Origin of the sequence: Streptomyces sp. NPDC050610, assembly GCF_040654875.1 — a bacterium.
Lineage (GTDB): Bacteria > Actinomycetota > Actinomycetes > Streptomycetales > Streptomycetaceae > Streptomyces.
In genome coordinates this window covers 14,597-38,066 of sequence record NZ_JBFAIV010000019.1, presented here as the reverse complement: position 1 = coordinate 38,066, position 23,470 = coordinate 14,597, and the positions used below count along the sequence as shown (strand labels likewise).

The following is a 23,470-nucleotide window of genomic DNA, read 5'->3' as shown; positions in this document are numbered from 1 at the left end:
GACGGGAGGCACCATGCCGTATCCGATCACCGACTCGTTACTGCGCGCCCTGGACACCCACCAGGGCCCGGGGCTGCCCCTGCTGCCGCTCCAGCAGGCCGGCCGGGAACTCGGGCTGGACGGGCTGGCCTTCCTGCTGGCCCCCGGCGGCAGGCCCGGTGAACTCGTACAGGCATTCGGCGAGCACACCGTGCCCCTGGAGGACATGCAGCTGACCCAGGGCCAGGGCCCCAGTCCGGACGCGGCCCTGAGCGGCACCATCATCCTCGTCCCCGACATGGCCGCCCTCGATCCCACCCGGTGGCCCGGCCTGCCCGGGCCGGTCCTGGAGCTGGGCGTGCACGCCGTGTTCGCCTTCCCGCTGCGCATCGGGATCATCGCGATCGGCGCCCTCACCGGCCACCGCACCACCCCCGGATCGATGACCGACGACCAGCTCACCCCCGCGCTGATCCTGGCCGACCTGCTCGCCCAGTACCTCGTCAACCGCGCTGCGGGACCCGGCGGCGCGAGCCGGCTCCTGAGCGGCACCGGCCTGCACTTCGCCGAGGTCCACCAGGCCACCGGCATGCTCGCCGCCCAACTCGGCGTCGACTGCGCCCAGGCGCTGGCCCGGCTGCGCGGCTACGCCTTCCGCCACGACCAGCGCCTGCTCACCAGCGCCCGTCAAGTGCTCGCCTACCGGTTACACCTGGACTCCGACGGCGCCCAGGACGGCTGACGCCACACCGCCGCCCTGCTGAGCCTCACCGCGACGTCATGCCACGGCTCTACACGGCCTCGCCGGGCTCTTCCGCGGTTCGACCGCGCGGCGGATCGGGCGTTCGGCACGAATCCGCTGACGGTGCGGATCGGCCTGGACGGCCGCTGGTTCACGGATGCGGCGGGTCTTGGAGCACGGCCGCCAGGGCGAGGAGGAACCAGACGGCGACCGCGCCGACGACGAGGGCCAGCACGGTGATGATGATCCGTGCCTTTCGAGGGGTGGGCATGCGGTGCGGTCAGCTCCTGGCCGCTCAGTCGTCCGCGAAGGTTCCGAGCGCTTCGATGTCGAGCTGGGCGAGCTGAGAAACGGTGATCATACGGTCCCCCCCCGTCTGCGTATCCGCGTTCAGGGGCCGCGCCCCGGTCTGCTTCACCGGCGCCTCCCCGGCCCCACCCATCCGGGATCAGCCTGGTCGGGCGGGCTCCCCCAGGGCGGCATGAGATGCGGCGAGGGGCCGGGGGAAGGGGACGGGGTCGGCCGCGGGTCACGCGGAACGCTGCCGGGCGGCGCCGGAGTCGGCGTGGCGCCGGGCGTCGGCGTCGGCCCCGGCGAAGGCGTGGACATCGTGCGCCTCCTTACGGAAGTGAACTCACGTCACGTCACGACCGTATCAGTGGACACACATGCCTGACAGGTACTCACATGGCATGCACACAAAGGGAGTTGATCACTCCGATACACAGTGAGCACGGCGCGCGGGCGGGCGGTCAGCTCGGCCCCGCCCCGTGCCACACCGTCGTCGCGTTGCAGAACTCGCGGATGCCGTGGCCCGCCAGCTCGCGCCCGTAGCCGGAGCGTTTGACGCCGCCGAAGGGGAAGGCGGGGTGGGAGGCGGTCATGCCGTTGAAGAAGACGCCGCCCGCTTCGATGTCGCGGACGAAGCGGTCGACTTCCGCCGCGTCGCGGGTCCAGACGTTCGAACTCAGGCCGAAAGGCGTGTCGTTGGCGATGGCGAGCGCCTCGTCGAGGTCGGCGGCGCGGTACAGGGTGGCGACGGGGCCGAAGGTTTCCTCATGGTGGATGCGCATGTCGGTGGTGATCTCGGAGAGGACCGTCGGCTCGTAGAACCAGCCGTCCGGGAGGCCCTCGGGCCGACGCCCGCCGCACAGCGCCCGCGCCCCGCGGCGTACGGCGTCGTCCACCAGCTCCTCCAGGTCGGCGCGGCCCTGTTCGGAGGAGAGGGGGCCGACGTCGGTGGTGTCCTCCAGCGGGTCGCCGACCGTCAGGTCGCGCATGCCCGCCGTGAAGCGCTCGGCGAACCGGTCGTAGACGTCGGCGTGCACGATGAAGCGCTTGGCGGCGATGCAGGACTGGCCGTTGTTCTGGACGCGGGCCGTCACCGCCGTGGCCGAGGCCCGGTCGACGTCGGCGGACGGCATGACCACGTACGGGTCGCTGCCGCCCAGTTCCAGGACCGTCTTCTTGATCTCGTCGCCCGCGATCGAGGCGACGGAGCGGCCGGCCGGTTCGCTGCCGGTGAGCGTCGCGGCGGCGACCCGGTCGTCGCGCAGGATGGCCTCGATGGCGCCGGACCCCACCAGCAGCGTCTGGAAGCAGCCGGCCGGGAACCCGGCGCGGTGGAAGAGGTCCTCCAGATACAGCGCGGTCTGCGGGACGTTCGAGGCGTGCTTGAGCAGGCCGACGTTGCCCGCCATGAGCGCGGGCGCGGCGAACCGCACGACCTGCCAGAGCGGGAAGTTCCACGGCATGACGGCGAGCACCGCGCCCAGCGGCCGGTAGTGGACGCGCGCGTGCGTGGCGCCGGAGTCGCGTACGTCCGCGTCCGCCGGGTGCTCGTCCGCCAGCAGCCCCTCGGCGTGCGCCGCGTACCAGCGCATCGTCTTGACGCACTTCGCCGCCTCGGTGCGGGCCGCGCCGATCGGCTTGCCCATCTCCGTGGTCATGGTGCGGGCGATGTCGTGCTCGTCCTCTTCCAGCAGGTCGGCGGCGCGGCCCAGCAGCCGGGCGCGCTCGGCGAAGCCGGTGGTGCGGTACTGGCGGAACGCGGACTCGGCGGCGGCCAGCCGCCGCTCGATCTCCTCCGGGCCCAGTGCGTCGAACGTCTTGAGCGTCTCGCCGTTCGTGGGGTTCACCGTCGCGATGGGCATGGCTGTCCTTCCGTGCGTTGCGTTCTCCGCTGTGCCGGTGCGCTGGTCGTCCCGGCCTCCTGCCTGGCCCCTTCGACCTTGCAGCGCCCCTTGCCGCGACGCAATACGACGCGCCTCGCCACTCGGACTTCACCGGGGTTCTACGGTGTATGGGTACGGTGCCCCCGCACGCCCCGGCCGCCCGCCGCCATTAGGCTCGTACCGGCCCTTGATCGCAAGCGGCCGAGTGATGCGAGCGGCCCGGCGATCGCGAGTGGCCGGCGAGCGCGGCGTTCGACGGACAGGAGGCGGCGGCATGTCCGTACCGCAGGGTCGCAGGAGCAGCACCTTCACCCGGCTGGTGCGGTACGGGTTCACCGACCCCGCCGGCGCCGAGCGGCTGCTCGACGTCCCCGAACTGTCCACCGTGCGCGCCGACCCCGTACTGCTCGACGCGCTCGGCGCCGCCGCCGACCCCGACCTGGCGCTGCACGGCCTCGTGCGCATGGTGGAGGCGCAGGAGGACGACGACCGGCGCACGTTCCTCGACACGCTCATCACCGCCAAGCCGCTGCGCGACCGGCTCATCGGGGTGCTCGGCGCGTCCGAGGCGCTCGGCGACCACCTGGCCCGCCACCCCGCCGACTGGCACTCCCTCGTCACCTACGAATCCGCCGATCTGCACCCCACCACGCCCGAGTTCGAGCGCGAACTGGCCGAGGGCATCTGGGGCGAGCGCGGCGCGGGCCGGCCCCGCCCCGACGCGCTGCGCGCCGCCTACCGCCGGTCCCTGCTGGGCATCGCCGCCCGCGACGTGTGCGGCACCACCGAGGTCGCCGAGACCGCCGCCGAACTCGCCGACCTGGCCACCGCCACCCTGCTCGCCGCGCTGGAGATCGCCGCCGAGGAGCAGCCCACCGACGCCGCCGCGGCCCGGCTCGCCGTCATCGGCATGGGCAAGTGCGGCGGCCACGAGCTGAATTACGTCTCCGACGTGGACGTCATCTTCGTCGCCGAGCCCAAGGGCGGCGTCGACGAGTCCAAGGCCGTGCAGGCGGCGACCCGGCTCGCCGCCCGGCTGATGCGGCTGTGCTCGGACGTGACGGCCGAGGGCACCATCTGGCCCGTCGACGCCAACCTCCGCCCCGAGGGCCGCAACGGGCCGCTCGTACGGACCCTCTCCAGCCACCTCGCGTACTACCAGCGGTGGGCCAAGACCTGGGAGTTCCAGGCGCTGCTCAAGGCCCGGCCGATGGCCGGCGACGCCGAACTGGGCCGGGAGTACATCGACGCGGTGACCCCCATGGTCTGGCAGGTCTCGGAGCGCGAGAACTTCGTCCCCGACGTGCAGCACATGCGCCGCCGCGTCATCGAGAACATCCCCGCCGCCCAGATCGACCGCGAGCTCAAGCTCGGCCCCGGCGGGCTGCGCGACGTCGAATTCGCCGTACAGCTCCTGCAACTGGTGCACGGCCGCACCGACGCCACCCTCCGCCGGTCCAACACCCTCGCCGCCCTCGCCTCCCTCGCCGCGGGCGGCTACGTGGGGCGTGCCGACGCCGCCTCCCTCGACGCCGCGTACCGCTTCCTGCGCTCCATGGAACACCGCATCCAGCTGCACAAGATGCGCCGCACCCACCTCGTCCCGGACAACGAGGCCGATCTGCGGCGGCTGGGCCGCTCCCTGGCCCGGCCCTTCGGCTGGCCCAGCGGCGTGGAACCCGTCGAGCACCTGCGCAAGGAGTGGAAGCGGCACGCCCGCGAGGTGCGGCGGCTGCACGAGAAGCTCTTCTACCGGCCGCTGCTCGACGCCGTCGCCCAGCTCGAACCCGGCGAGACCCGGCTCAGCGCCAGGGCCGCCGGCCAGCGGCTGGAGGCCCTGGGCTACGCCGACCCGGCCGCGGCCCTGCGCCACCTGGAGGCGCTGTCCTCCGGCGTGACCCGCAAGGCCGCCATCCAGCGCACGCTGCTGCCCGTACTGCTGGGCTGGTTCGCGGGCTCCGCCGACCCGGACGCCGGACTGCTCAACTTCCGCAAGGTCTCGGACGCGTTGGGCAAGACGCCCTGGTACCTGCGGCTGCTGCGGGACGAGGGCGCCGCCGCCGAGAACCTGGCGCGCGTGCTGTCCGCCGGGCGGCTCGCCCCCGACCTGCTGCTGCGCGCCCCCGAGGCGGTCGCCCTGCTCGGCGCCCCGGACGGGCTGCGGCCGCGCGGCCGGGCCGGGCTGGAGCAGGAGGTGCTGGCCGCGGTGGGCCGCGCGGACGGGGCCGAGCAGGCGGTGGCGGCGGCGCGCGGCGTCCGGCGCCGCGAGATGTTCCGCACCGCCGCCGCGGACCTCGTCGGCGCGTACGGCACCGAGGGCGTCCCGGCCCGCACCGACCCCGGCGAGGCCCTCGACGCGACCGGCTCGGCCCTCTCGGACCTCACCGCGGCGACGCTCGCGGGCGCCCTGCGCGCCGCCGTACGGGCCGAGTGGGGCGACACGCTGCCGGCCCGGTTCACGGTCATCGGCATGGGCCGGTTCGGCGGCCGGGAGATGAACTACGGATCGGACGCGGACGTGCTGTTCGTGTACGAGCCGCGCGAGGGCGTCGAGGAGCAGGTGGCGGCGAAGGCCGCCTTCGCCGTCGCCACCGAGATGCGGCGGCTCCTCCAGCTCCCCAGCTCCGACCCGCCGCTGCTCATCGACGCCGACCTGCGCCCGGAGGGCAAGACCGGGCCGATGGTGCGGTCCCTGGCGTCGTACGCGGCCTACTACCGGCGCTGGTCGCTGGTGTGGGAGAGCCAGGCGCTGCTGCGCGCCGAACCGGTGGCGGGCGACCCGGACCTCGGCGAACGGTTCATCGAGCTGGTGGACCCGCTGCGCTACCCCGCCGAGGGGCTCGGCGAGGACGCGGTGCGCGAGATCCGGCGGCTCAAGGCCCGGATGGAGACCGAGCGGCTGCCGCGCGGCGCGGACCCCACGACCCACACCAAACTGGGCCGCGGCGGCCTCTCCGACGTGGAGTGGACGGTGCAGCTGATGCAGATGCGGCGCGGCTGGGAGGCGCCGGGGCTGCGCACCACCCGGACCCGCGAGGCGCTGGCCGCCGCGCACGCCGCCGGTCTCGTACCGGCGGAGGAGGCGCAGACGCTGGACGAGGCGTGGATGCTGGCGTCCCGGGTGCGCAACGCGGTGATGCTGGTACGCGGCCGGCCCGGCGACACCTTCCCCGGCGACAGCCGCGAGCTGGCCGCGGTGGGGCGCTACCTCGGCTACGAGCCGGGGCACGTGGGGGACATGCTGGAGGACTACCGGCGGACCACCCGCAGGGCGCGCGCAGTGGTGGAGGAGCTGTTCTACGGGGCCTGACGAGGCCGGTTTCCCGAGGGGCCGGGGCCCCGAGGGCTCAGCCGCCGGTCTCGGCCCTCGCCGCCGCGGCCTGCTCGGCGGCCTTCCCGCGGGCGCTCACCGCGGCGGCCTCGGGCTCGGGCCTGGACGCCGCCTTGGGAGCCGGAGCGGGGGCGGCCTTGGCCACCGGCCGGCTCGCCACCTGCCGGGCCAGCTGGTACGGGAACGCCCCGTACCAGGCGTAGGCGAGTGCGAACCCCACGGCCAGGCAGATCAGCCCGCCGATCGCGTCCAGCCAGAAGTGGTTGGCGGTGGAGACGATGACCGCCAGCGTCGCCACCGGGTACAGGGCGCCGAGGATCTTCGCCCACAGCGGCCGCGCCAGCATCGCGATGGTGATGCCGCACCACGTGGACCAGCCGATGTGCATCGACGGCATCGCCGCGTACTGGTTGGACATGTCGGCGAGGTTGCCCGACGCCATCGAGCCCCAGGTGTGGTGGACCACGACCGTGTCGATGAAGGACACGCCGTTCATCAGGCGGGGCGGGGCGAGCGGGTAGAAGTAGTAGCCGACGAGCGCGAAGGCGGTGGTGGCGAAGAGCACCAGCCGGGTCGCCGCGTACCGGCCGGGATGGCGGCGGTAGAGCCACACCAGCACGCCGATCGTCATGATGAAGTGCAGCGTCGCGTAGTAGTAGTTCATGCCCACGATCAGCCACGTCACCGAGTCCACGGCGCGGTTGATCGTGTCCTCGACCGCTATGTGCAGGGTCTGCTCGGCCTGCCAGATCCAGTCGGCGTTGTCGAGCGCCTTGGCCTTCTGCTCCGGGACCGCGTTGCGGATCAGGGAGTACGTCCAGTAGCTGACCGCGATCAGCAGGATCTCGAACCAGAGGCGGGGCCTGCGAGGGGAGCGAAGGCGCTGAAAAAGCGTGCGGTTCTCCGCCGGTCGGCCCGCGCGCTCCTCGATGGGTGGCGGGGTGGCCGATCGGCCTTCCGGAGTCCTCACGTGCGCTTCACCCATAGGAATCAGTCTGCCAGACGGAGCCGGAGCGCAGATCATCCCCAGGTCGGTTCCTACCCCGTTTCAACGTCGTCCTGAAGGGGGTCCCGACCCCTGGGGGCAGCCGCCGTCGAGCCCCTGACCACCAGTTCCGGCAGGAAGACGAACTCGCTGTGCGGCGCGGGGGAGCCCCCTATCTCCTCCAGCAGGGCCCGTACGGCGGCCTGGCCCATCGGCCGCACCGGCTGCCGGATGGTGGTGAGCGGCGGATCGGTGAAAGCTATGAGGGGAGAGTCGTCGAAACCGACGACCGACAGGTCCCGGGGTACCCGCAGACCGCGCTCGCGGGCGGCCCGGACGGCGCCGAGCGCCATCATGTCGCTGGCGCACGCCACGGCCGTGCAGCCGCGGCCGATGAGGGAGGCGGCCGCGGCCTGCCCGCCCTCCAGGGAGAACAGCGAGTGCTGGATCAGCCGCTCCGCCTCGACGGCCGGCACCCCCAGTTCGTCCGCCATGGAGCGCAGAAAACCCTCGGTCTTCCGCTGTACGGGCACAAACCGCCGGGGCCCCAGCGCCAGCCCGATCCGCCGGTGGCCCAATGCCGCCAAATGGGTGACGGCGAGCCGGGCCGCGGCCCGGTCGTCGGGGGAGACGAAGGGGGCCCGCACCTCCGCGGAGAAGCCGCCCACGAGCACGAAGGGGACGCCCTGGGCGCGCAGCCGCTCGTAGCGCCGCGGGTCCGCGGTGGTGTCCGCGTGCAGCCCGGAGACGAAGATGATCCCGGCCACCCCCCGCTCCACCAGCAGCTCCGTCAGCTCGTCCTCCGTGGACCCGCCGGGCGTCTGGGTGGCCAGCACCGGCGTATACCCCTGGCGGGTCAGGGCCTGCCCGATGACCTGGGCGAAGGCGGGGAATATCGGGTTCTCCAGCTCGGGGGTGATCAGCCCGACGAGCCCGGCGCTGCGCTGCCGCAGCCGCACCGGACGCTCGTACCCGATCACGTCGAGGGCGGCCAGCACGGACTGGCGGGTCGCCGCCGCGACACCGGGCTTCCCGTTGAGCACCCGGCTCACGGTGGCCTCGCTGACCCCCGCCTGGGCCGCGATGTCGGCGAGCCGGGCGGTCACGGGAGCGGACTGAGCCGGCCGCATCTCACACCGCCCACCACACGCACGCGTCGGCCGGGATGCGGACCGCGCCGCCGCCGAACTCCAGCGGGGCGGTGGCCAGCACCGGGCGGCCCGGCACCGGGAGTTCGGCCTCGGCGGACAGGGTGTTCAGCGTGCAGACGAGGCCGGGGCGGGACAGGGCCAGCACCCCCTCGGGCGCGGGCAGCCAGCCCATCGGGCCGTCGCCGAGCCCCGGCAGGGACCGGCGCAGGGCGAGCGCCGAGCGGTACAGCTCCAGCGTCGAGCGCGGGTCGCCCGACTGCGCCTCGACCGACAGCCCCCGCCACTGAGCGGGCTGCGGCAGCCAGCTGGCCCCGGGCCCGAAGCCGTACGGGGCCGCGTCGCCCGACCACGGGATCGGCACCCGGCAGCCGTCCCGGGTGCCGTCCTGCCCGCTGCGCTCCGCCGCCTCTCCCCCTCCCTCTCCCTCTTCCTCGGCAGGGGCCCCGCTCGCGCGGCGGAGGAACGCCGGGTCCTGGCGCGCCTCGTCCGGCAGGTCCACCACCTCCGGCAGCCCCAGCTCCTCGCCCTGGTACACATAGGCCGAGCCGGGCAGCGCCAGCATCAGCAGCGACGCGGCGCGCGCCCGGCGCAGCCCCCGCTCCCCGCCGCCGTACCGGGTGGTGTGGCGCACGACGTCGTGGTTGGAGAGCACCCAGGTGGTGGGCGCGCCCACGGAACCGGCGGCGGCCAGCGACTCGTCGACGACCTCGCGCATCGCGGCCGCGTCCCACGGGCACCGCAGGAACTGGAAGTTGAACGCCTGGTGCAGTTCGTCCGGGCGTACGTACAGCGCGAGCCGCTCGGACGTCGGGGCCCACGCCTCCGCGACCCCGATCCGCTCGCCGCCGTAGCCGTCCAGCAGCCGCCGCCAGGAGCGGTGGATCTCGTGCACGCCGTCCTGGTCGAAGAACGGCAGCACCTGCGTGCCGATCATCTCGGCCTGCTCCCCGCGGCCGATGTCGGGCAGCCCGGCCGCCTTGACCATGCCGTGCGCCACGTCGACGCGGAACCCGTCCACGCCGAGGTCCAGCCAGAACCGCAGGACGGACTCGAACTCCCGCGCCACCTCCGGGTTGTCCCAGTTGAGATCGGGCTGCTCGGGCGCGAAGAGATGGAGGTACCACTCGCCGGGGGTCCCGTCGGCCCCGGCCGTACGGGTCCAGGCGGGGCCGCCGAACACGGATTCCCAGTCGTTGGGCGGGAACTGGCCGCTCTCGCCTCTCCCCGGGCGAAAGTGGTAACGCTCGCGGGCCGGACCCCCGTGCCGGTCCGCGAGCGCGGCTCGAAACCACGCGTGCTGGTCGGAGGTGTGGTTGGGCACGATGTCGACGATGACCCGAAGGCCCAGCCGGTGCGCCTCCCGTACGAGCCGGTCGGCGTCGGACAGGTCGCCGAACAGCGGGTCCACCGCCCGGTAGTCGGCGACGTCGTAGCCGCCGTCCGCCTGCGGCGAGGCGTAGAACGGGGTCAGCCAGACCGCGTCCACGCCCAGTCCGGCGAGGTACGGCAGCCGGTCGTGGACCCCGCGCAGATCGCCGACGCCGTCGCCGTCGCTGTCGGCGAACGAGCGCACGTACACCTGGTAGATGACGGCGCTGCGCCACCAGCCGGCGGCCCGGCGGGCGCTCGGGTCGTGGACGAGGGGCGCGAGGTCCTGGGTCATGCGGTTCCCTATCGGGCGGGCCCAACCAACGGGGCGTCACGTACATGCGGATGGAGCGGGCGGGTTCGGTGCGCTGTCGCGCTGTCCGGCTGTTCCGGCAATGAGGTCAACGCGGGGCGCGCGCGTCGGTGACGGTCAGCCCTTGGTGCCTCCCGCGGTGAGCCCGGCGACCAGGTGGCGTTGGGCGAGGAAGAAGACGAACCCGGCCGGGACGGTGATCAGGACGGCCGCCGCGGTCATCAGCCCCCATTCGGCCTTCTGCTGGCCGACGAAGGTCTGGAGGCCCACGGCGAGGGTGTAGTGCCGCTCGCTGCTCATGAACTGGGTGGCGAAGGCGACCTCGCCCCACGCGGTGATGAAGGAGTAGAAGGCGGTGACCGCCAGGCCGGGCCGGGCGAGCGGGACGATCAGCCGCCAGAAGGCGCCGAACGGGGTCAGGCCGTCGACCCGCCCCGCCTCGTCGATCTCGACGGGGATGGTGTCGAAGTAGCCCTTGAGCATCCAGGCGCAGAACGGCACCGAGATCGAGCAGTAGGTGACGATGAGACCGGGGTAGGAGTCGAGGAGCTTGAGCGTCCCCAGAATGTTGTACAGCGGCACGATCAGCACCGCCATGGGGAACATCTGGACGACCAGGAAAGTCCACATCAGCGGCCGGTGGCCGGGGAACCGCAGCCGCGAGACCGCGTACCCCGCGCTCGCCGCGACGAACACGCCGAGCACCGTCGCGCCCAGCGCCACGAGCACCGAGTTGCGGAACCAGGTGAGGAACTCGGTGTGCGCCAGCACATGGCCGTAGTTGGCGAGGGTGAAGCCGACGAACCGCATCGGCTCCTGCCAGCCGTCCCGGCCGCGCAGCGACACGAAGACCACGAAGAGGACGGGGAAGGCGGCGATCAGAGCGGCGGCGATCAGCGTCGCGTGCAGCGCCACGGAGGCTTTACGGGACCGCGCGCCCCGCGCCCGTACGACCGGCCCGGACCCGCCTCGCGCCCGTACGCTCCGGCCGCCTCCCGCGTGCGCGCTCACCGCGCGCCCTCCTGGCGGGTGAGCAGCCGGCGGTAGAACACGGCGAAGACCAGCAGCAGCGACAGGATCAGGACGCCGTACGTGGCCGAGCCCGCGTAGTCGCGCACGCCCTGGAAGGCCAGCCGGTAGGAGTACGTCACCAGGATCTCGCTCTCGGAGCTCGCGCCCTGCCCGATCAGCAGGTAGATGACCTGGAACATGTTGAACGTCCAGATGACGCCCAGCAGGATCACCGTCCCGCTGACCGGCTTCAGACCGGGCAGCGTCACATGCCGGAACCGCTGCCAGGGCGTCGCGCCGTCCACCTCGGCGGCCTCGTGCAGCTCGGACGGGATCGACTGGAGGCCGCCGAGGATCGCCACCATCATGAACGGCACGCCCAGCCACACATTGACCGCGACCGCCGACACCTTCTGGAGCAGGCCGTCGCCGAGCCAGTCGACGGCGCCCACGCCGAGCTTCTCCAGGACGGCGTTGAGGACCCCGTACTTCTCGTTGAACATCAGCCGCCAGGAGAACGTCGCGACGAACGCGGGCACCGCCCACGGCAGGATCAGCAGCACCCGGTACAGGCCGCGCCACCGCATCCGGCGGTTGAGCAGCAGCGCGAGCCCGAGGCCGATGGTGTAGTGGAAGAAGACGCAGGACCCCGTCCAGACGACGGTCCACGCCAGCCGCCCGTAGAAGTGGCCCTCCTGCCCGGAGAGGACCTTCCAGTAGTTGTCGAGGCCGACGAACTCGTACGTGGCCGGGATGTGGTTCACGCCGATGGTCCGGGCGACGTTCGCCTCGTCGGCGTTGGTGAAGGAGAGGAAGATTCCGCGCCCCAGCGGATAGCCGACGAGCACCGTGAGCACCACGACCACCGGCAGCACCATCGCCCACGCGTACCAGTGGGCGTCGAAGGAGCGCCGCAGCCGCGGGAACGGGCCGGGGCGCGCCGGGCGTGGGGGCCCGGTACCGGATGCGGCAGTGGACATGGCTCCGCGGCTTTCGTCGGTCGGGGGCGGGCTGCGCGGTTCGGGTCGGCGAGTGCGGTGGAACCGGCTCGGCGGGGCGGGCGCGTGGGAGCGTACGGGCCTGTCGGCCGTACTCCCCCCGACCGGCCGAGCCGGAGTCAACTGGGCGTGCTCGTCGGCTACCTCTGTATCTCGTAGTCTTTGAGCAGCGTGGTCCGCCACGCCTTCGCGGTGGCGTCGAGGCCCGCCTTCGGGCCCTCCTTGAGCGTCAGGATCTTCGTGTAGTGCTGTAGCCAGTCGGTGAACAGGTCGCCGCCCTGCGGGATCGCCGGGCGCGGGCGCGCCGTGGCCAGCGCGCGGTGGAAGGCGTCGCGCACCGGATCGGCCAGCACGCCCTCGGTGTACGCGGACTTGCGGGTCGGCAGCACGCCGACGGACGTGGCGGCGGTCTCCTGCTGGGCCGCGTCGGTCATGAACTTCACGAAGAGGTACGCGGCGTCGAAGTTCTTCGAACCGGCGTAGACGGCGAGGTTGTGGCCGCCCACGGGGGCGCCCGCGACGCCGGTCGACCCGGCCGGTACGGGCGCGATGCCGAGGTTCGCACGGTCCCGGTAGGCGGCGCCGCCGAAGATCTCCTTCGTCGCCCACGGGCCGTCGATCAGCATCGCCAGCTCGCCGTTCTTGAAGTCCGTCTTGAGGCTGTTGTAGCCGTCGGTGCCGGCGGGCTTCGGCGCGGCCCCGGACCTGACCAGGTCGACGGCGGTCTCGATGCCCTTGAGCGACGCCGCGTCGGCGATGGTGATCTTCTTGTCGGCGACGTCGACCAGATCGCTCTTCTCGCCGTAGAGGAACGGCAGCGCGTAGTAGCCGTCCGGGTTGAGCCCGATGCCGCCCGCACCCGTCCGCTCCTTGACCTTCGCGGCGGCGGCCTTGACCTCCGGCCAGTTCGCCGGCGGCTTCGCGACGCCCGCCCGCTTGAGGAGGCCCTTGTTGTACATGAGGCCGAGCGTGTCGGTGACCTGCGGGGCGCCGTAGGTCTTGCCCTGGTACGCCGCGTTCTTCAGCGGCCCTTCGAGGAAGTCGCCGCGGTTGCCCAGCGCCGGGGTGCCGGTCAGGTCCTTCAGATAGCCGAGCTGCGCGAACCCCGCCGTCCAGCCGACGTCGGAGCGCAGCACATCGGGCGCGCCCCGGCCGCTCTGCGCCGCCGTCTTGAACTTCTGCTGCGCCTGGTCGAACGGCACATTGACGTAGTCGACCTCGATCTTCGGGTACTTCTTCTCGAACGCCGAGACCAGCTTCCGGTACGTCGGCGCCTCATTGGTCGCGTCCGAGGTGTCCCACCAGGTGACGGTCCCCGAGACGCTGCCCGGCTCCTTCGCCGCCTTGGAGCCGCTCCCCTCGTCCGCCCCGCCGCCGTCCCCTCCGCACGCCGCCGCACCCAGCGCCAGCGCCCCCACGGCGATGACGGCGGAAATCCCTCTGCGCATGGGATCGATCCCCTCTCCCGAGGGCCGGCCCGTCCCTGGACGGTCCGGGCTGGGGAGGAAGCTAACAGGTCGCAATCCCTTGCGAAAGAGCTTGCAGCGTGGAGAACGGGCCAACTCCCGGTCCGTGACCGGGCCGTGTCCGCGACGGGGTCAGTTCGCGAGCGGCAGCGGCGCGAGCGCCGCGAGGCGGCCCAGGAGGTCCCCGAACGGGCCGTCGGCGGGCTCGTCCGCGAGCATGCGGCGCAGGACGCCCGCCATCTCCTCGTCGTACGCCGCGCTCACCGCCGCCAACGCGGCCAGATCGTGCACCAGTTGGAGCTCCACCTCGCGCCGTGCGAGCTGCCGGCCGTCGAGCCACAGCAGCGCCGTCGTCTCGGCGAGGGAGATCCAGGAGCGGACGACCAGCTCCATGCGCGGCCCCGGGTGCGTCAGGCCGAGATGGGCGACGATCTGCTCGTACGCGGCCTGCCGGACCCCGTCGATCATCGCTCCCGCCGCGGCCGCGCCGGCCGCCGGACCGCCGCGCAGCAGCGCGGTGAAACCGGGGTGGTCCTCGACGAAGTCGAAGAAGCGGTGCGTGACGCGCAGCAGCCGCGCGCCGAGCGGACCTTCGCGGGGCTCGGCGAAGAGCGCGGCGAGCTGGTCGCCCGCCCGGCGCAGCGCGGCCTCGTACAGGCTCTGCTTGCCGGGGAAGTAGTGGTAGACCAGCGGCCGCGATATCCCGGCGGTCTCGGCTATCTCGTCGATCGAGACGTCTTCGGGGGAGCGGCGGCTGAAGAGCCCGAGCGCCACCGAGATCAGCTGATCCCGGCGCTGCTCGACGCCCATCCTGCGGCGTACCCCGGTCGTCATGCGGACCACTCTAACGACCGGGTCGGGCGGAGGTCTTGGGCGGTGCCCAACCTGTGATCTTGTCGTGCCCCTCCGTGCGGGCGCCGTCTCTCTCCGCGCAGGCGTCGCACGCCGCCCGTGCGTTAGGGGTTGACCCTGACTCGGCCTTGTGGAAAGGGAGTTGAGTCGCTCCTTGTGGTCGGTCTCGTCAGTGCAGCGGGGCGAGCTTCTTGCCGTCCGTCAGCCGCGCGCTCAGCTTCGCCCGCGCGCCGTCCTTCGCCGGTACGGTCAGCAGGTTGCCCGGGGCGCTGCCGCGCACCCCGCCCGTGGCGGTGATGGAGGCGACCTGGCGGCTGCCCGCCGCGAGCAGGTACCACTGGCCGGCCGGCGACTTCCACAGCGCGCCCGCCAGTGCCTTCGGGTCGTGCGGGCCGCACGCCCGCGAACCCGCGGAGCGGGCGACGAGCGCGCCCGGCGCGCCCGGCTTCGCGCCCGGCGGCTGGAACTGGGCCAGCGCCTGACCGCCGCCGCCCCGCCAGGTCTCGGTCCGCGTGCAGACCCACTCGGCGCTCCCGGCGCCGGCGGGCAGCGGCTGCGTCGCGAACCGCCAGGAGTTCACGGTCCGCACCCCCTGTCCGCGCACGCTCGCCAGATGGCAGGCCGAATGCGCCCAACTGGCCCGCCCCTCCGTGGTGTTCACATCGCGGGCGCCGCCGCCCGCCGGGCTCCCGTAGGTGAGCCGGGCCGGGAACAGTTCGCCGAGGTCGGTCACCAGGCGACCGCCGAGCTGGAGCGCGGGCCAGCTTTCGCACCCCTGCGCCCCGCCGACCGGGCTCGGCACCGGGTCGGTCACGCCGTCGGCGGCGCGGTGCAGCGGGCGCGCGGCGGCGGCCGGCTTGAGCAGGTCGCGTACGGCCGTGTCCTTCACCCAGGGGGCCGTCAGGTAGCGGACGTTGCCGTCCACGCGCGCCACGACGAGGGCGGTCGCCGAGGCGGTGTCCGCGGCGTCGGCGCGCGCGAAGTCCAGGGCCACCAGCGACGCCTTGCCGCCCTTGGGCTCGGCGTAGCGCACCACGCGCAGCCCGTCGTGGAGGATCACCACGGCCACCGAGCCGACCTCGCCCGCGTACAGCAACTGGGGCGGGCCGGGCGGCGGGCCGGGGAGAGTGCCGGGCGTCGCCGACGCCCGCGTGTCGCGGCCGGGCCGCGCCCAGACGGCCAGCGCCCGGTGCAGCAGCTCCCGGTCGCCGAGCCGGTTGCCGCGCGCGGGCCAGGACGAGAAGTCGCCGCGGTCGGCGGTCTTCCACGCTGCGGGCGCGGCCCGCGTCAGGCTCGCCGGGTCCAGGGCCCGCTCGGCCGCCGAGTTGCGCGCGTACGGCGGGGCCGCCGCGCCGTCCGGGCCCCAGCCGGAGCCGGGCAGGCTCAGCAGCGTGCCGCACACGGCCGCGGCGGCCAGCGCCGCGAGCGCCGCGCGGGAGTGCTGGCGGCGGCGCAGCAGATCGGTCGGCCGCGCCTGGAGCGAACAGGGGTCGAACTCCGGGGCGGTCAGCAGCGACTCGGCCTCGATGCCGACGGGCAGCTCGACCGCGTCCGCCTCGTCGAGCGCCGCGTCCGGGTCGTCGGCCCCGGCGGCGTCCAGCGCCCGCAGCACGTCCAGCTCGCCCATCCGCTCCAGCGCGCGCAGCACGTACGCCGCCCGGCCCGGTACGGACAGCGCGGACAGCGCCTGCTCCACGGCGAGTTCCTCGGCCCCGCCCGAGCGCGGGAACAGCCGCAGCCCCCACACCCGCGGCAGCGGCGGCGGCAGCTGGCCGGGGCGCGGCAGCTCCCAGCGGCCGCGCGGCCGTCCCGCCACCAGCGCCGCGCGCAGCACCCGGGTCCGTACGTACGCGTAGCCGGGGTCGGTCCGCGAGCCGTCGGGCGTACGCGGCGCGGGCACTCCGTGGCCGGTGGCGGACGCGCGGTTGCGCGGCAGCGCCCGCTGGGCGACGGCGTGCGCGGTCAGCACCCGGCGCCTGCGGCCGAGGTCCGGCGGGAGGACGAGATATCCGAGCCGTACCAGGCGCGGATAGTGCTCCATGAGCGCGGCCTCGGCCTGCTCGACGTCGATGGGGGTGATGACCTCGGGACGGGGGGTTGTCGCCTGCTGTTCCACATTCGGAAGAACGAGTGAACGGTGCGGTGGTCACCGCACCCGTTCGTGGGTGCCGGCATCCCGGAGGCGCTCGTTCCGCGGCCTGTCCGCCGGTCGCCGCCTTGGTCAGTTGTCATCCGCCGTGGGTCGCCTCTGCCGACTGCCGTCCGGTACCGGACGTTTCAACCGTGGGTCGTTTCAGCCGCTGGTCACCCGACGCCGGCCGGTGCCCGGTGGGAGGGCGAGTCCAAGGGCGAGCGCGGCGAGGTGCCCGGCGTCGGTCGTTCGTGGGGGCCGGTATCCCGGAGGCGCTTGTTCCGTCGCCTGTCCGCCGGTCGCAGCCTTGGTCAGTTGTCACCCGCTGCGGGGCGCTTTCGCCGACTGCCATCCGGTACCGGTCGTTTCAACCGTCGGCCGCTTCAGCCGCCGGTCACCCGACGCCGGCCGGCGCCCGGTGGGAGGGCGAGTCCGAGGGTGAGCCCGAGGACGAGCGCGGCGAGGTGCCCGGCGTCGGTCGTTCGTGGGTGCCGGCATCCCGGAGGCGCTCGTTCCGTCGCCTGTCCGCCGGTCGCCGCCTTGGTCAGTTGTCATCTGCCGCGGGGCGCCTTCGCCGGCTGCCGTCCGGTACCGGTCGTTTCATCCGCCGGTCGCTTCAGCCGCTGGTCACCCGTCGCCGGCCGGCGCCCGGCGGGAGGGCGAGTCCGAGGACGAGCGCGGCGAGGTGCCCGGCGTCGGTGAACGTCCGCTCCCCGCGCAGCAGCGGGCGCATGCCGAGCGCGAGGAGGGCCCCGGTCGCGGCCGTACGTGCCGGGCCGCGCGGCAGCGTCCTCGCGAGCGCGCCGGCGACGGCGTTGAGCCCGTAGCTGGGGCCGACGTCGATCGCCGAGCGCGTGCGCGGGCTGGTGCCGGGGGCGGCGCGCAGCCCGGCGTACACCAGCAGGCTCGCGCCCGCGTGCCCGTACGCGAAGACGGCCGCCGCGCGCCACGCGCCGTGCGCGTGCTCGGCGTAACCGAGTACGGCCAGGAGCAGCAGCGCGTACGGGAGTTCCATCGGCTCCTCGACGAGCACGGCGCTGGTGGCGAGGGTGGCCCAGCGGCCACGGCGCAAGTTGTCGACGTTGGTCGAGCAGTCGCGCAGCAGCCGCTGACGGGCGGCGGGCGCGGCCCGGCGCAGGGCGTACGCGCCGAGCTGCACGCCGCCGACGTACGCGGGGGCGAGCCGGGGCAGCCGGGAGAGGGCGGTGATCATCCGCCCATGATCGGCGGCGGGCGGGGCGCGCGCCAGCCCCGGCGCCGGGGCGCCCCGGCCGCGCCCTCAGGCCAGCGCCCACCCGCTGAACTCCACCAGCCCCCGCTTCCCGCTCCCGTCATTGCCCGCCGTCATGAACAGCCCCACGTCCTGGACCGCCGCCGCGCCCGGCACCGTCACCGTCGCGATCGTCCGCCAGGTCGCGCCGCCGTCCGTCGAGCACTCGGCGGTGTACGCGCCGGCCGCGGTGCGCGTCAGGCGCAGCAGCACCGGGGCCTTGACCCCCGTGACGCGCTTGTAGGTGTCGACCGTGCCGTCGCCGTTGGTGTCGTAGGAGAGGACGATGCCCTGCTCCGGCGTGGCCGCCAGGTTCACGAAGCCCGCTGAGGTGGGGGCGGCCAGGGAGTTGCGGACGATGATGCCGGTACGCGCCCAGCCGCCGGTGTTCGTCTGGCTGTCCACCCGGACCGTGGCCGAGTGGCCCGCGCCGAGCGCGCCCTCGCGGTAGACCGCGCCGAACTCCGCCGTGCCCTTCCACAGGTCCATGCCGCCGCCCTCGATGGCGAACCGGTCGCCCAGCTGCCCGAAGACCGCCGCGTTGTTGGTGACGGTCTTCCAGCCCGGCTCCAGCGGGCCCGCCGCGTAGAGCGTGCCGGGCTGGACGGCCGTCACCCGCTCCTCGCCGCGCGGCCCGTACCGCGCCGTCAGCTCGTACGGCAGGGGTTTCAGCGGCCGGTCGAGCGGGCCGGCCGGGGCCGTGACCCGCCAGCGGACCGTGCCCGTGCCGCCCGGCGCGATGTGCGGCAGCGAGACCGGGCCCTGCGCGGCGGCGTCGAGGCCGGTCAGCTCGAAGTCGACGCGGCCGGTGGCGCGCAGGCCGTTGACGTTGCGCAGCGCGCCGGTGAGCGTGGCGCGGCCGCCGGGCGGTACGGCGGCGGGCTGGGCGGTCGCGGAGAGCGTGCCCTGGTACGGGGCGGCGGCCAGGGTGTCCCGGACGCGGCGCCCCGTGCGGTAGGCGTCGGAGACCGGGCGCACCGGGTACCGCTTGCGCTCGCGCGTCCACGGCTCCTCGAAGGCGAACCAGTCCACCGGCCGCGGTGCGCGCCCCTCGCGCAGCGCGTCCTCCAGCTCTCCGAGCCACTTCGCCCAGCGCGGCAGGTAGAAGTCGGCCATCAGGCCGTTCCAGTCGCGGTTGCCGTACTCGTGCAGCTTGCCGGGGTCGGAGGTGGCGCGGTCGCCCCAGACGGTGATCAGTACGCGGGCCGTGCGCTCCAGCTCCGCCGACTCGGCCGCGCTCGACCCCATGGCCCGCGCCGCCTCGTTCCACGGCCCGAGCAGGAACGCGCGGTGCGCGCCCGCGATGTCGTCGGCCAGCCGCATCAGCTTCAGCCACAGCGCGGACAGCGCACGGAAGGTCGACAGGTCCTTGCGGACGTAAGCGGTCTTCAGCTGCGGCAGCAACTGGCGGCTGCGGTGGGCGACGGCCTGCCGGGCGACGTCGACGAGGTCGGCCTTGTACGCGTCGCTGCGGCGCAGCTCGTCGTCGACCGCCAGCAGCCCGGCGAGCGCGGCGTCGAAGCGCGCCGGGTCGTAGGACAGGTCGCGGGGCGCGTACTCGGCGGCGCGGTTGGCGTCGAGGTCGGGGCGGGCGGCGAAGAGGGAGTCGTGCGGGTCGCTGCGCTCGGGCGCGTGCTGCTGGTAGGCGGTGTCGCGCAGCGCGGCCCAGGCGGTGCGCGCGCCCCGGTCCCGCTCCCCGTACCGGAACTCGCCGTAGTCGGCGAACCATTCGGCGCGGTCCACGGGCTGTTCGCGCCAGGCCAGTTCGGAGAAGAGCTCGAAGGCCGCCGGGTCGCGCTCGGTGGCCTCCGGCATGTACGCGGTGCCCGCCAACGAACTGTTCGACTTGTCGCGCCACCTGAAGAACCGGTCGTTCCAGGCGTGGGTCTTCGCGCCGAGCGTGGTGCGGCCGCCGTAGTTGGGGATGGTGCCGAAGCAGTACGGGGTGCCGGCCCAGTCCTTCTCGCGGTCCGGTTCGGCCGTGGTGCGGTCGGAGATGCCGTCGAAGATCACCATCTTCGACTTGTCGATGGCGGCGATCAGTTCGGGCAGCGGGTTGTTCTCCCAGCCCAGGATCGTCCAGACGCCGTCCGGGTGCGCGGCGCGCAGCGCCCGCTCGACGCCCTGCGCGGCCGCGCCGACCGGCACGTCGCCCGCCGTGCCGCCCTCGTGCAGCAGGTCCATCTTGAAGTGCGAGGCCGCACCGAGGAGATCGCGCTGGTGCCGGTAGAAGGAGGCGGCGACATCGCCGAAGACGGCCGTGCGGGGGTCGAGCCAGTCGGGGCGCTTGAAGCCGTGCCAGACGCCCTGCGGCACGACGCGCGCGCCGGGGTTGCGGGCGACGAAGCCGTCCGGCACGGTCCCGTAATAGCCGGGGAGGACGGGGTGCATGCCCAGCTCCCGGAGCCGGTCCGCGATCCGGCGGCCCAGTTCGGAACGTTTCGCCAGCAGTTCATGGGTGAGCGGGCCGCCGTACGAGCTGAGGTTCTGCAGCAGCCACCACGGCTGGTGGGAGGGGGCCGGCAGCCAGGCGCGGGCCTCGGCGTCGCTGTACCCGAAGTCCATCAGCACGCGGTGGTACACCTCGTCGTGCCCGGCGATCACCAGCACCTCGTTGCAGCCGTGCAGCGCGAGGAGGTCGATCCGCCGCTCCCAGAACGCCCAGTCGGCGTACGGGGCGGTGTAGCCGTCGTTGGTGTCGTTGAGCGCGAAGCGGTGCGCCAACGACGTGGATCTTTCCAACGGGCGCCCCGGCGCGGGCAGCCGGCGGGGGAGGTCGAGCTGGCTGCCGTTCCAGGTGAGGTGGGCCCCGCAGACGTACTTCAGATACCAGTGCACGCCGGTCAGCTGCACCGCCGGGCTGGTCCCGGCCACCTCCACGTCCCCCGTCCGGCCGGTGACCTCGAAGTGCTCCTCGCCGCCGTGCAGCACGGTGAGCCGGATCTGGTCCGCGTGCCGGGGAAGCAGCCGCCCCAGCGCTGCTCGCGCCGGGGCGGTGTCGAACGGGGCGGCGGCCGCGGTTCCGCCCGAGGCGGTATCCGCGGCCGCGGCGGGGGTGACGCCGCCGAGGGCGGCTCCGGCGCCGAGCGCGCCGGCGGTCCCCAGCAGCGTGCGTCTGGAAAGGCCGGACAGTCCGGGCAGGCTGGACAGGTCGGTCATGGCAACGCTCCCTGTGTGCAGCGGCAACAATGGACGCTTGCGCAGCGCACGTTAACCGTCGCCGCACACGGGGGCAATGAGGCGCTTCAGCCGCGGTCGAGGTAGGCGAGGACTGCCAGGACGCGGCGGTTGTCGTCGTCGGAGGGGGGCAGATCCAGCTTCCCGAAGATGTTCGAGGTGTGCTTTGCGACCGCACGCTCGGTAACGACCAGGTGGGCGGCGATCGCCGCGTTGGAGCGCCCCTGCGCCATCAGCTCCATCACGTCGCGCTCACGGGGCGTCAGCTTGGTCATCGGCTTGTCCTGGGACCGCCGGGACAGCAGCTGAGAGATCACTTGCGGGTCCATCGCCGTACCACCGCCGGCAACCCGCCGTACGGCGTCGATGAACTGCTCCGCGTCGAAGACCCGGTCCTTGAGCAGATAGCCGACGCCGCCGCTGCCGTCGGCCAGCAGCTCGCGCGCGTACAACTGCTCCACGTGCTGCGACAGCACCAGCACGGGCAGCCCGGGGGTGGCCCGCCGGGCCGCCAGCGCGCACTGGAGCCCCTCGTCGGAGAACGACGGCGGCAGCCGTACGTCCACGACCGCGACGTCCGGCTTCAGCTCGGCCAGCGCGCGGGTGAGCTCGGGGCCGCTCTCGACGGCGGCGGCGATCTCGAAGTCGTACGCCTCCAACATCCGGACCAGGCCGTCCCGGAGGAGGAAGAGGTCTTCGGCTAGGACAACGCGCACGGAATCTCCATGGTCGGAAAGGCGACGGGACCGGCCGGCGGCCGGTTCGGCGGCCGATCAGCGGACCGCGCCGATGCTGGACGGGCCATGCGGGGGAGGGCCCCGCGAGCATATGGTCTCACCGGCGCGGTGGACGGGTGGCGGGAAGTCCGTACGTCCCTGTGCCGCCGTGCACGTTTCCGCGACCGGCTCCGTGCGTGTCCTCGCACACGGCTCCGTACCTGGCTCCGCACCTGTCTCCGTGCGTGTCCCCGCACCCGTCCGCGTACGTGTGCCCGTACGCCGAAGAGCGCCCCCGGCCGGGCCGGGGGCGCTCTCGTGGCGGTGCTTTCATCAGCGGCGGACGGTCATCCGCCGTGGGGCGATCACCTGCCGCGGACGGTCATCCGCGGTGGACGGCCACCTGCTGTGGGCGGTCATCCGCCGTGGGGCGGTCACCCGCCTCGGACAGTCATCCGCGGCGGGCGGTCACCTGCCGTGGGCGGGGACGGCGCTCAGCGAGCACGGGATCTCCATCGTGACCATCGTGGGCCCGCCCACCGGGCTGCTCACGGCCAGCACACCGTCGAACGTCCCGAGCCGGCGCTCGACGCCGACGAGGCCCGAGCCGCCCGCGGTGCTCGCGCCGCCGCGGCCGTTGTCGGTCACGCTGATGCGGAGCATGCCCTGCGAGTGGTGGATGTCCAGCCAGACCCGCTCGGCGCCCGAGTGCTTGGCGGCGTTGGTGAGCACTTCGCTGACCGCGAAGTACGCGGCCGACTCGACCGGCTCCTCGGCCCGGCCGGACAGCTCGACGTCGACCTCCACCGGCATCGGCATGCGCAGCGCCAGGGCCCGTACGGCGTCGCCGAGACCGCGCTCGGCCAGCACCGGCGGGTGGATGCCGCGGACCAGGTCGCGCAGCTCGGTCAGGGCGTCGGCGGAGTCGGCGCGGGCCGCCGCCAGCAACTTCTTGGCCTGCTCCGGGTCCTTCTCGATGAGCGCCTCGATGGTGCCCAGGCTCATGCCCATGGCGACGATCCGGGCCTGCGCCCCGTCGTGCAGATCGCGCTCGATGCGGCGCAGCTCGGCGGCGGAGGTGTCGAGCGCGTCGTGGCGGGTCTCCGTCAGCCGGTCGACGCGCTGGGCGAGGGCCTTCTCCCGGGTGGCCGTGTCGGTCGGCGCGAGCAGCGACATGGCCAGCGTGAAGTGGGCGCGCAGCAGGGCCGGGTTGGCGAACAGGCTCAGCACGCCGAGGCAGATGCCGAGCCCGGCGGCCAGGTTGGCGCTGGTCTGGCCGGTGATGTGGATGAACGCGAACCACTCGTTGCCGCCGGCGTTCACGATCGGCCGCCAGACGCCGAAGGCCAGCACCGGGCCCCACAGCGCGTACCCGACGAGGACGAGCGGCAGGATCGCGAGGAAGAATCCCGCCGTCGCGTCGACGAGCAGCCAGGACAGGTCACGCCAGGTGGCCGGGTCCTTGAGCAGCGCCTTGCACTGCTCCATCTGCCCGATCACGCCGCCGGAGCCCGCGGGCAGCGGCCGGTACGGCTGGGGGATGTGCACGCCCGACCAGTTGTAGGCGTGGACCCGCCGCATATTGGCGAACCCGCGCATTCCCTTGATCACGGCGGGCGTGGTGAAAACGCCCAGGCCCAGCGGGATGAAGACGATCGAGACGATCGCGAGCGTGAAGATAATGATCGATCCGGCCATGCCGACGACGGACAGGTACAGCCCCCGTGCAGCGGCCAGCAGTGCGCTGCGGACCCTCATCTGTATTCTCCCTGCGCTTTCCCTGTCGCCCGGCGATCGGGCATGACT

The 23,470-nt window shown here is 73.6% G+C and carries 16 protein-coding genes; 2 read left to right on the top strand and 14 right to left on the bottom strand.

The genetic code is table 11. The annotated features are described in order from the left end of the window. Nucleotides 1-13: 13 nt before the first annotated feature. Complete coding sequence (locus tag AB0I22_RS23310; RefSeq protein ID WP_363132792.1) at nucleotides 14-721, top strand: GAF and ANTAR domain-containing protein; 708 nt, start codon at nucleotides 14-16, stop codon at nucleotides 719-721. 295 nt (nucleotides 722-1,016) lie between these two features. Here the strand turns inward: AB0I22_RS23310 and AB0I22_RS23305 are convergent, their stop codons facing one another. Continuing rightward, nucleotides 1,017-1,139, bottom strand: a complete 123-nt coding sequence (locus AB0I22_RS23305) for a hypothetical protein (protein WP_363132791.1) — start codon at nucleotides 1,137-1,139, stop codon at nucleotides 1,017-1,019. Nucleotides 1,140-1,473: 334 nt separating this feature from the next. Further along, the gene (locus AB0I22_RS23300; protein WP_363132790.1) at nucleotides 1,474-2,874 is read right to left on the bottom strand and encodes an NADP-dependent succinic semialdehyde dehydrogenase; all 1,401 of its coding nucleotides are present in this window, start codon (nucleotides 2,872-2,874) and stop codon (nucleotides 1,474-1,476) included. A gap of 295 nt (nucleotides 2,875-3,169) precedes the next feature. Here AB0I22_RS23300 and AB0I22_RS23295 point away from each other — a divergent pair, with 295 nt between their 5' ends. Continuing rightward, nucleotides 3,170-6,205, top strand: a complete 3,036-nt coding sequence (locus AB0I22_RS23295) for a bifunctional [glutamine synthetase] adenylyltransferase/[glutamine synthetase]-adenylyl-L-tyrosine phosphorylase (RefSeq protein WP_363132788.1) — start codon at nucleotides 3,170-3,172, stop codon at nucleotides 6,203-6,205. A gap of 37 nt (nucleotides 6,206-6,242) precedes the next feature. Here AB0I22_RS23295 and AB0I22_RS23290 read toward each other — a convergent pair whose 3' ends face one another. The 12 genes from AB0I22_RS23290 to AB0I22_RS23235 form a co-directional block, all read right to left on the bottom strand. Then, the gene (locus AB0I22_RS23290; RefSeq protein WP_363132787.1) at nucleotides 6,243-7,211 is read right to left on the bottom strand and encodes a phosphatase PAP2 family protein; all 969 of its coding nucleotides are present in this window, start codon (nucleotides 7,209-7,211) and stop codon (nucleotides 6,243-6,245) included. Between the two features lie 53 nt (nucleotides 7,212-7,264). Next, the gene (locus AB0I22_RS23285; RefSeq protein ID WP_363132786.1) at nucleotides 7,265-8,317 is read right to left on the bottom strand and encodes a LacI family DNA-binding transcriptional regulator; all 1,053 of its coding nucleotides are present in this window, start codon (nucleotides 8,315-8,317) and stop codon (nucleotides 7,265-7,267) included. 25 nt (nucleotides 8,318-8,342) lie between these two features. Continuing rightward, a complete protein-coding gene (locus AB0I22_RS23280; protein WP_363132785.1) occupies nucleotides 8,343-10,025 on the bottom strand; it encodes a glycoside hydrolase family 13 protein in 1,683 nt (560 codons plus the stop codon). A gap of 135 nt (nucleotides 10,026-10,160) precedes the next feature. Beyond that, on the bottom strand, nucleotides 10,161-11,054 hold the full coding sequence (locus AB0I22_RS23275) for a carbohydrate ABC transporter permease (RefSeq protein ID WP_363132784.1): 894 nt from the start codon (nucleotides 11,052-11,054) through the stop codon (nucleotides 10,161-10,163). Then, a complete protein-coding gene (locus AB0I22_RS23270) occupies nucleotides 11,051-11,932 on the bottom strand; it encodes a sugar ABC transporter permease (RefSeq protein WP_363132874.1) in 882 nt (293 codons plus the stop codon). The genes AB0I22_RS23275 and AB0I22_RS23270 overlap by 4 nt, the downstream gene beginning before the upstream one ends. 260 nt (nucleotides 11,933-12,192) lie before the next feature. Further along, the gene (locus AB0I22_RS23265; protein ID WP_363132783.1) at nucleotides 12,193-13,500 is read right to left on the bottom strand and encodes an extracellular solute-binding protein; all 1,308 of its coding nucleotides are present in this window, start codon (nucleotides 13,498-13,500) and stop codon (nucleotides 12,193-12,195) included. A gap of 150 nt (nucleotides 13,501-13,650) precedes the next feature. Beyond that, nucleotides 13,651-14,352: a TetR/AcrR family transcriptional regulator gene (locus tag AB0I22_RS23260; protein WP_363132782.1), complete on the bottom strand. Its 702-nt coding sequence runs from the start codon at nucleotides 14,350-14,352 to the stop codon at nucleotides 13,651-13,653. A 187-nt stretch (nucleotides 14,353-14,539) separates the two neighbouring features. Beyond that, complete coding sequence (locus tag AB0I22_RS23255; RefSeq protein ID WP_363132781.1) at nucleotides 14,540-16,486, bottom strand: hypothetical protein; 1,947 nt, start codon at nucleotides 16,484-16,486, stop codon at nucleotides 14,540-14,542. Nucleotides 16,487-17,117: 631 nt separating this feature from the next. Next, a complete protein-coding gene (locus AB0I22_RS23250) occupies nucleotides 17,118-17,714 on the bottom strand; it encodes a rhomboid family intramembrane serine protease (protein ID WP_363132780.1) in 597 nt (198 codons plus the stop codon). 66 nt (nucleotides 17,715-17,780) lie between these two features. Next, a complete protein-coding gene (locus tag AB0I22_RS23245; RefSeq protein ID WP_363132779.1) occupies nucleotides 17,781-20,930 on the bottom strand; it encodes an alpha-N-acetylglucosaminidase in 3,150 nt (1,049 codons plus the stop codon). 86 nt (nucleotides 20,931-21,016) lie between these two features. Further along, entirely contained in the window at nucleotides 21,017-21,664 is a 648-nt protein-coding gene (locus AB0I22_RS23240; protein WP_363132778.1) for a response regulator transcription factor, read from the bottom strand. A gap of 468 nt (nucleotides 21,665-22,132) precedes the next feature. Next, on the bottom strand, nucleotides 22,133-23,422 hold the full coding sequence (locus AB0I22_RS23235; RefSeq protein WP_363132777.1) for a sensor domain-containing protein: 1,290 nt from the start codon (nucleotides 23,420-23,422) through the stop codon (nucleotides 22,133-22,135). Between the last annotated feature and the right edge of the window lie 48 nt (nucleotides 23,423-23,470).

Coding starts and splice junctions, on each gene's coding strand:
- AB0I22_RS23310 (WP_363132792.1), top strand. CDS start 14: ATGCCGTATCCGATCACCGACTCGTTACTGCGCGCCCTGGACACCCAC.
- AB0I22_RS23300 (WP_363132790.1), bottom strand. CDS start 2,874: ATGCCCATCGCGACGGTGAACCCCACGAACGGCGAGACGCTCAAGACG.
- AB0I22_RS23295 (WP_363132788.1), top strand. CDS start 3,170: ATGTCCGTACCGCAGGGTCGCAGGAGCAGCACCTTCACCCGGCTGGTG.
- AB0I22_RS23290 (WP_363132787.1), bottom strand. CDS start 7,211: ATGGGTGAAGCGCACGTGAGGACTCCGGAAGGCCGATCGGCCACCCCG.
- AB0I22_RS23280 (WP_363132785.1), bottom strand. CDS start 10,025: ATGACCCAGGACCTCGCGCCCCTCGTCCACGACCCGAGCGCCCGCCGG.
- AB0I22_RS23270 (WP_363132874.1), bottom strand. CDS start 11,932: ATGGTGCTGCCGGTGGTCGTGGTGCTCACGGTGCTCGTCGGCTATCCG.
- AB0I22_RS23265 (WP_363132783.1), bottom strand. CDS start 13,500: ATGCGCAGAGGGATTTCCGCCGTCATCGCCGTGGGGGCGCTGGCGCTG.
- AB0I22_RS23260 (WP_363132782.1), bottom strand. CDS start 14,352: ATGACGACCGGGGTACGCCGCAGGATGGGCGTCGAGCAGCGCCGGGAT.
- AB0I22_RS23250 (WP_363132780.1), bottom strand. CDS start 17,714: ATGATCACCGCCCTCTCCCGGCTGCCCCGGCTCGCCCCCGCGTACGTC.
- AB0I22_RS23245 (WP_363132779.1), bottom strand. CDS start 20,930: ATGACCGACCTGTCCAGCCTGCCCGGACTGTCCGGCCTTTCCAGACGC.
- AB0I22_RS23235 (WP_363132777.1), bottom strand. CDS start 23,422: ATGAGGGTCCGCAGCGCACTGCTGGCCGCTGCACGGGGGCTGTACCTG.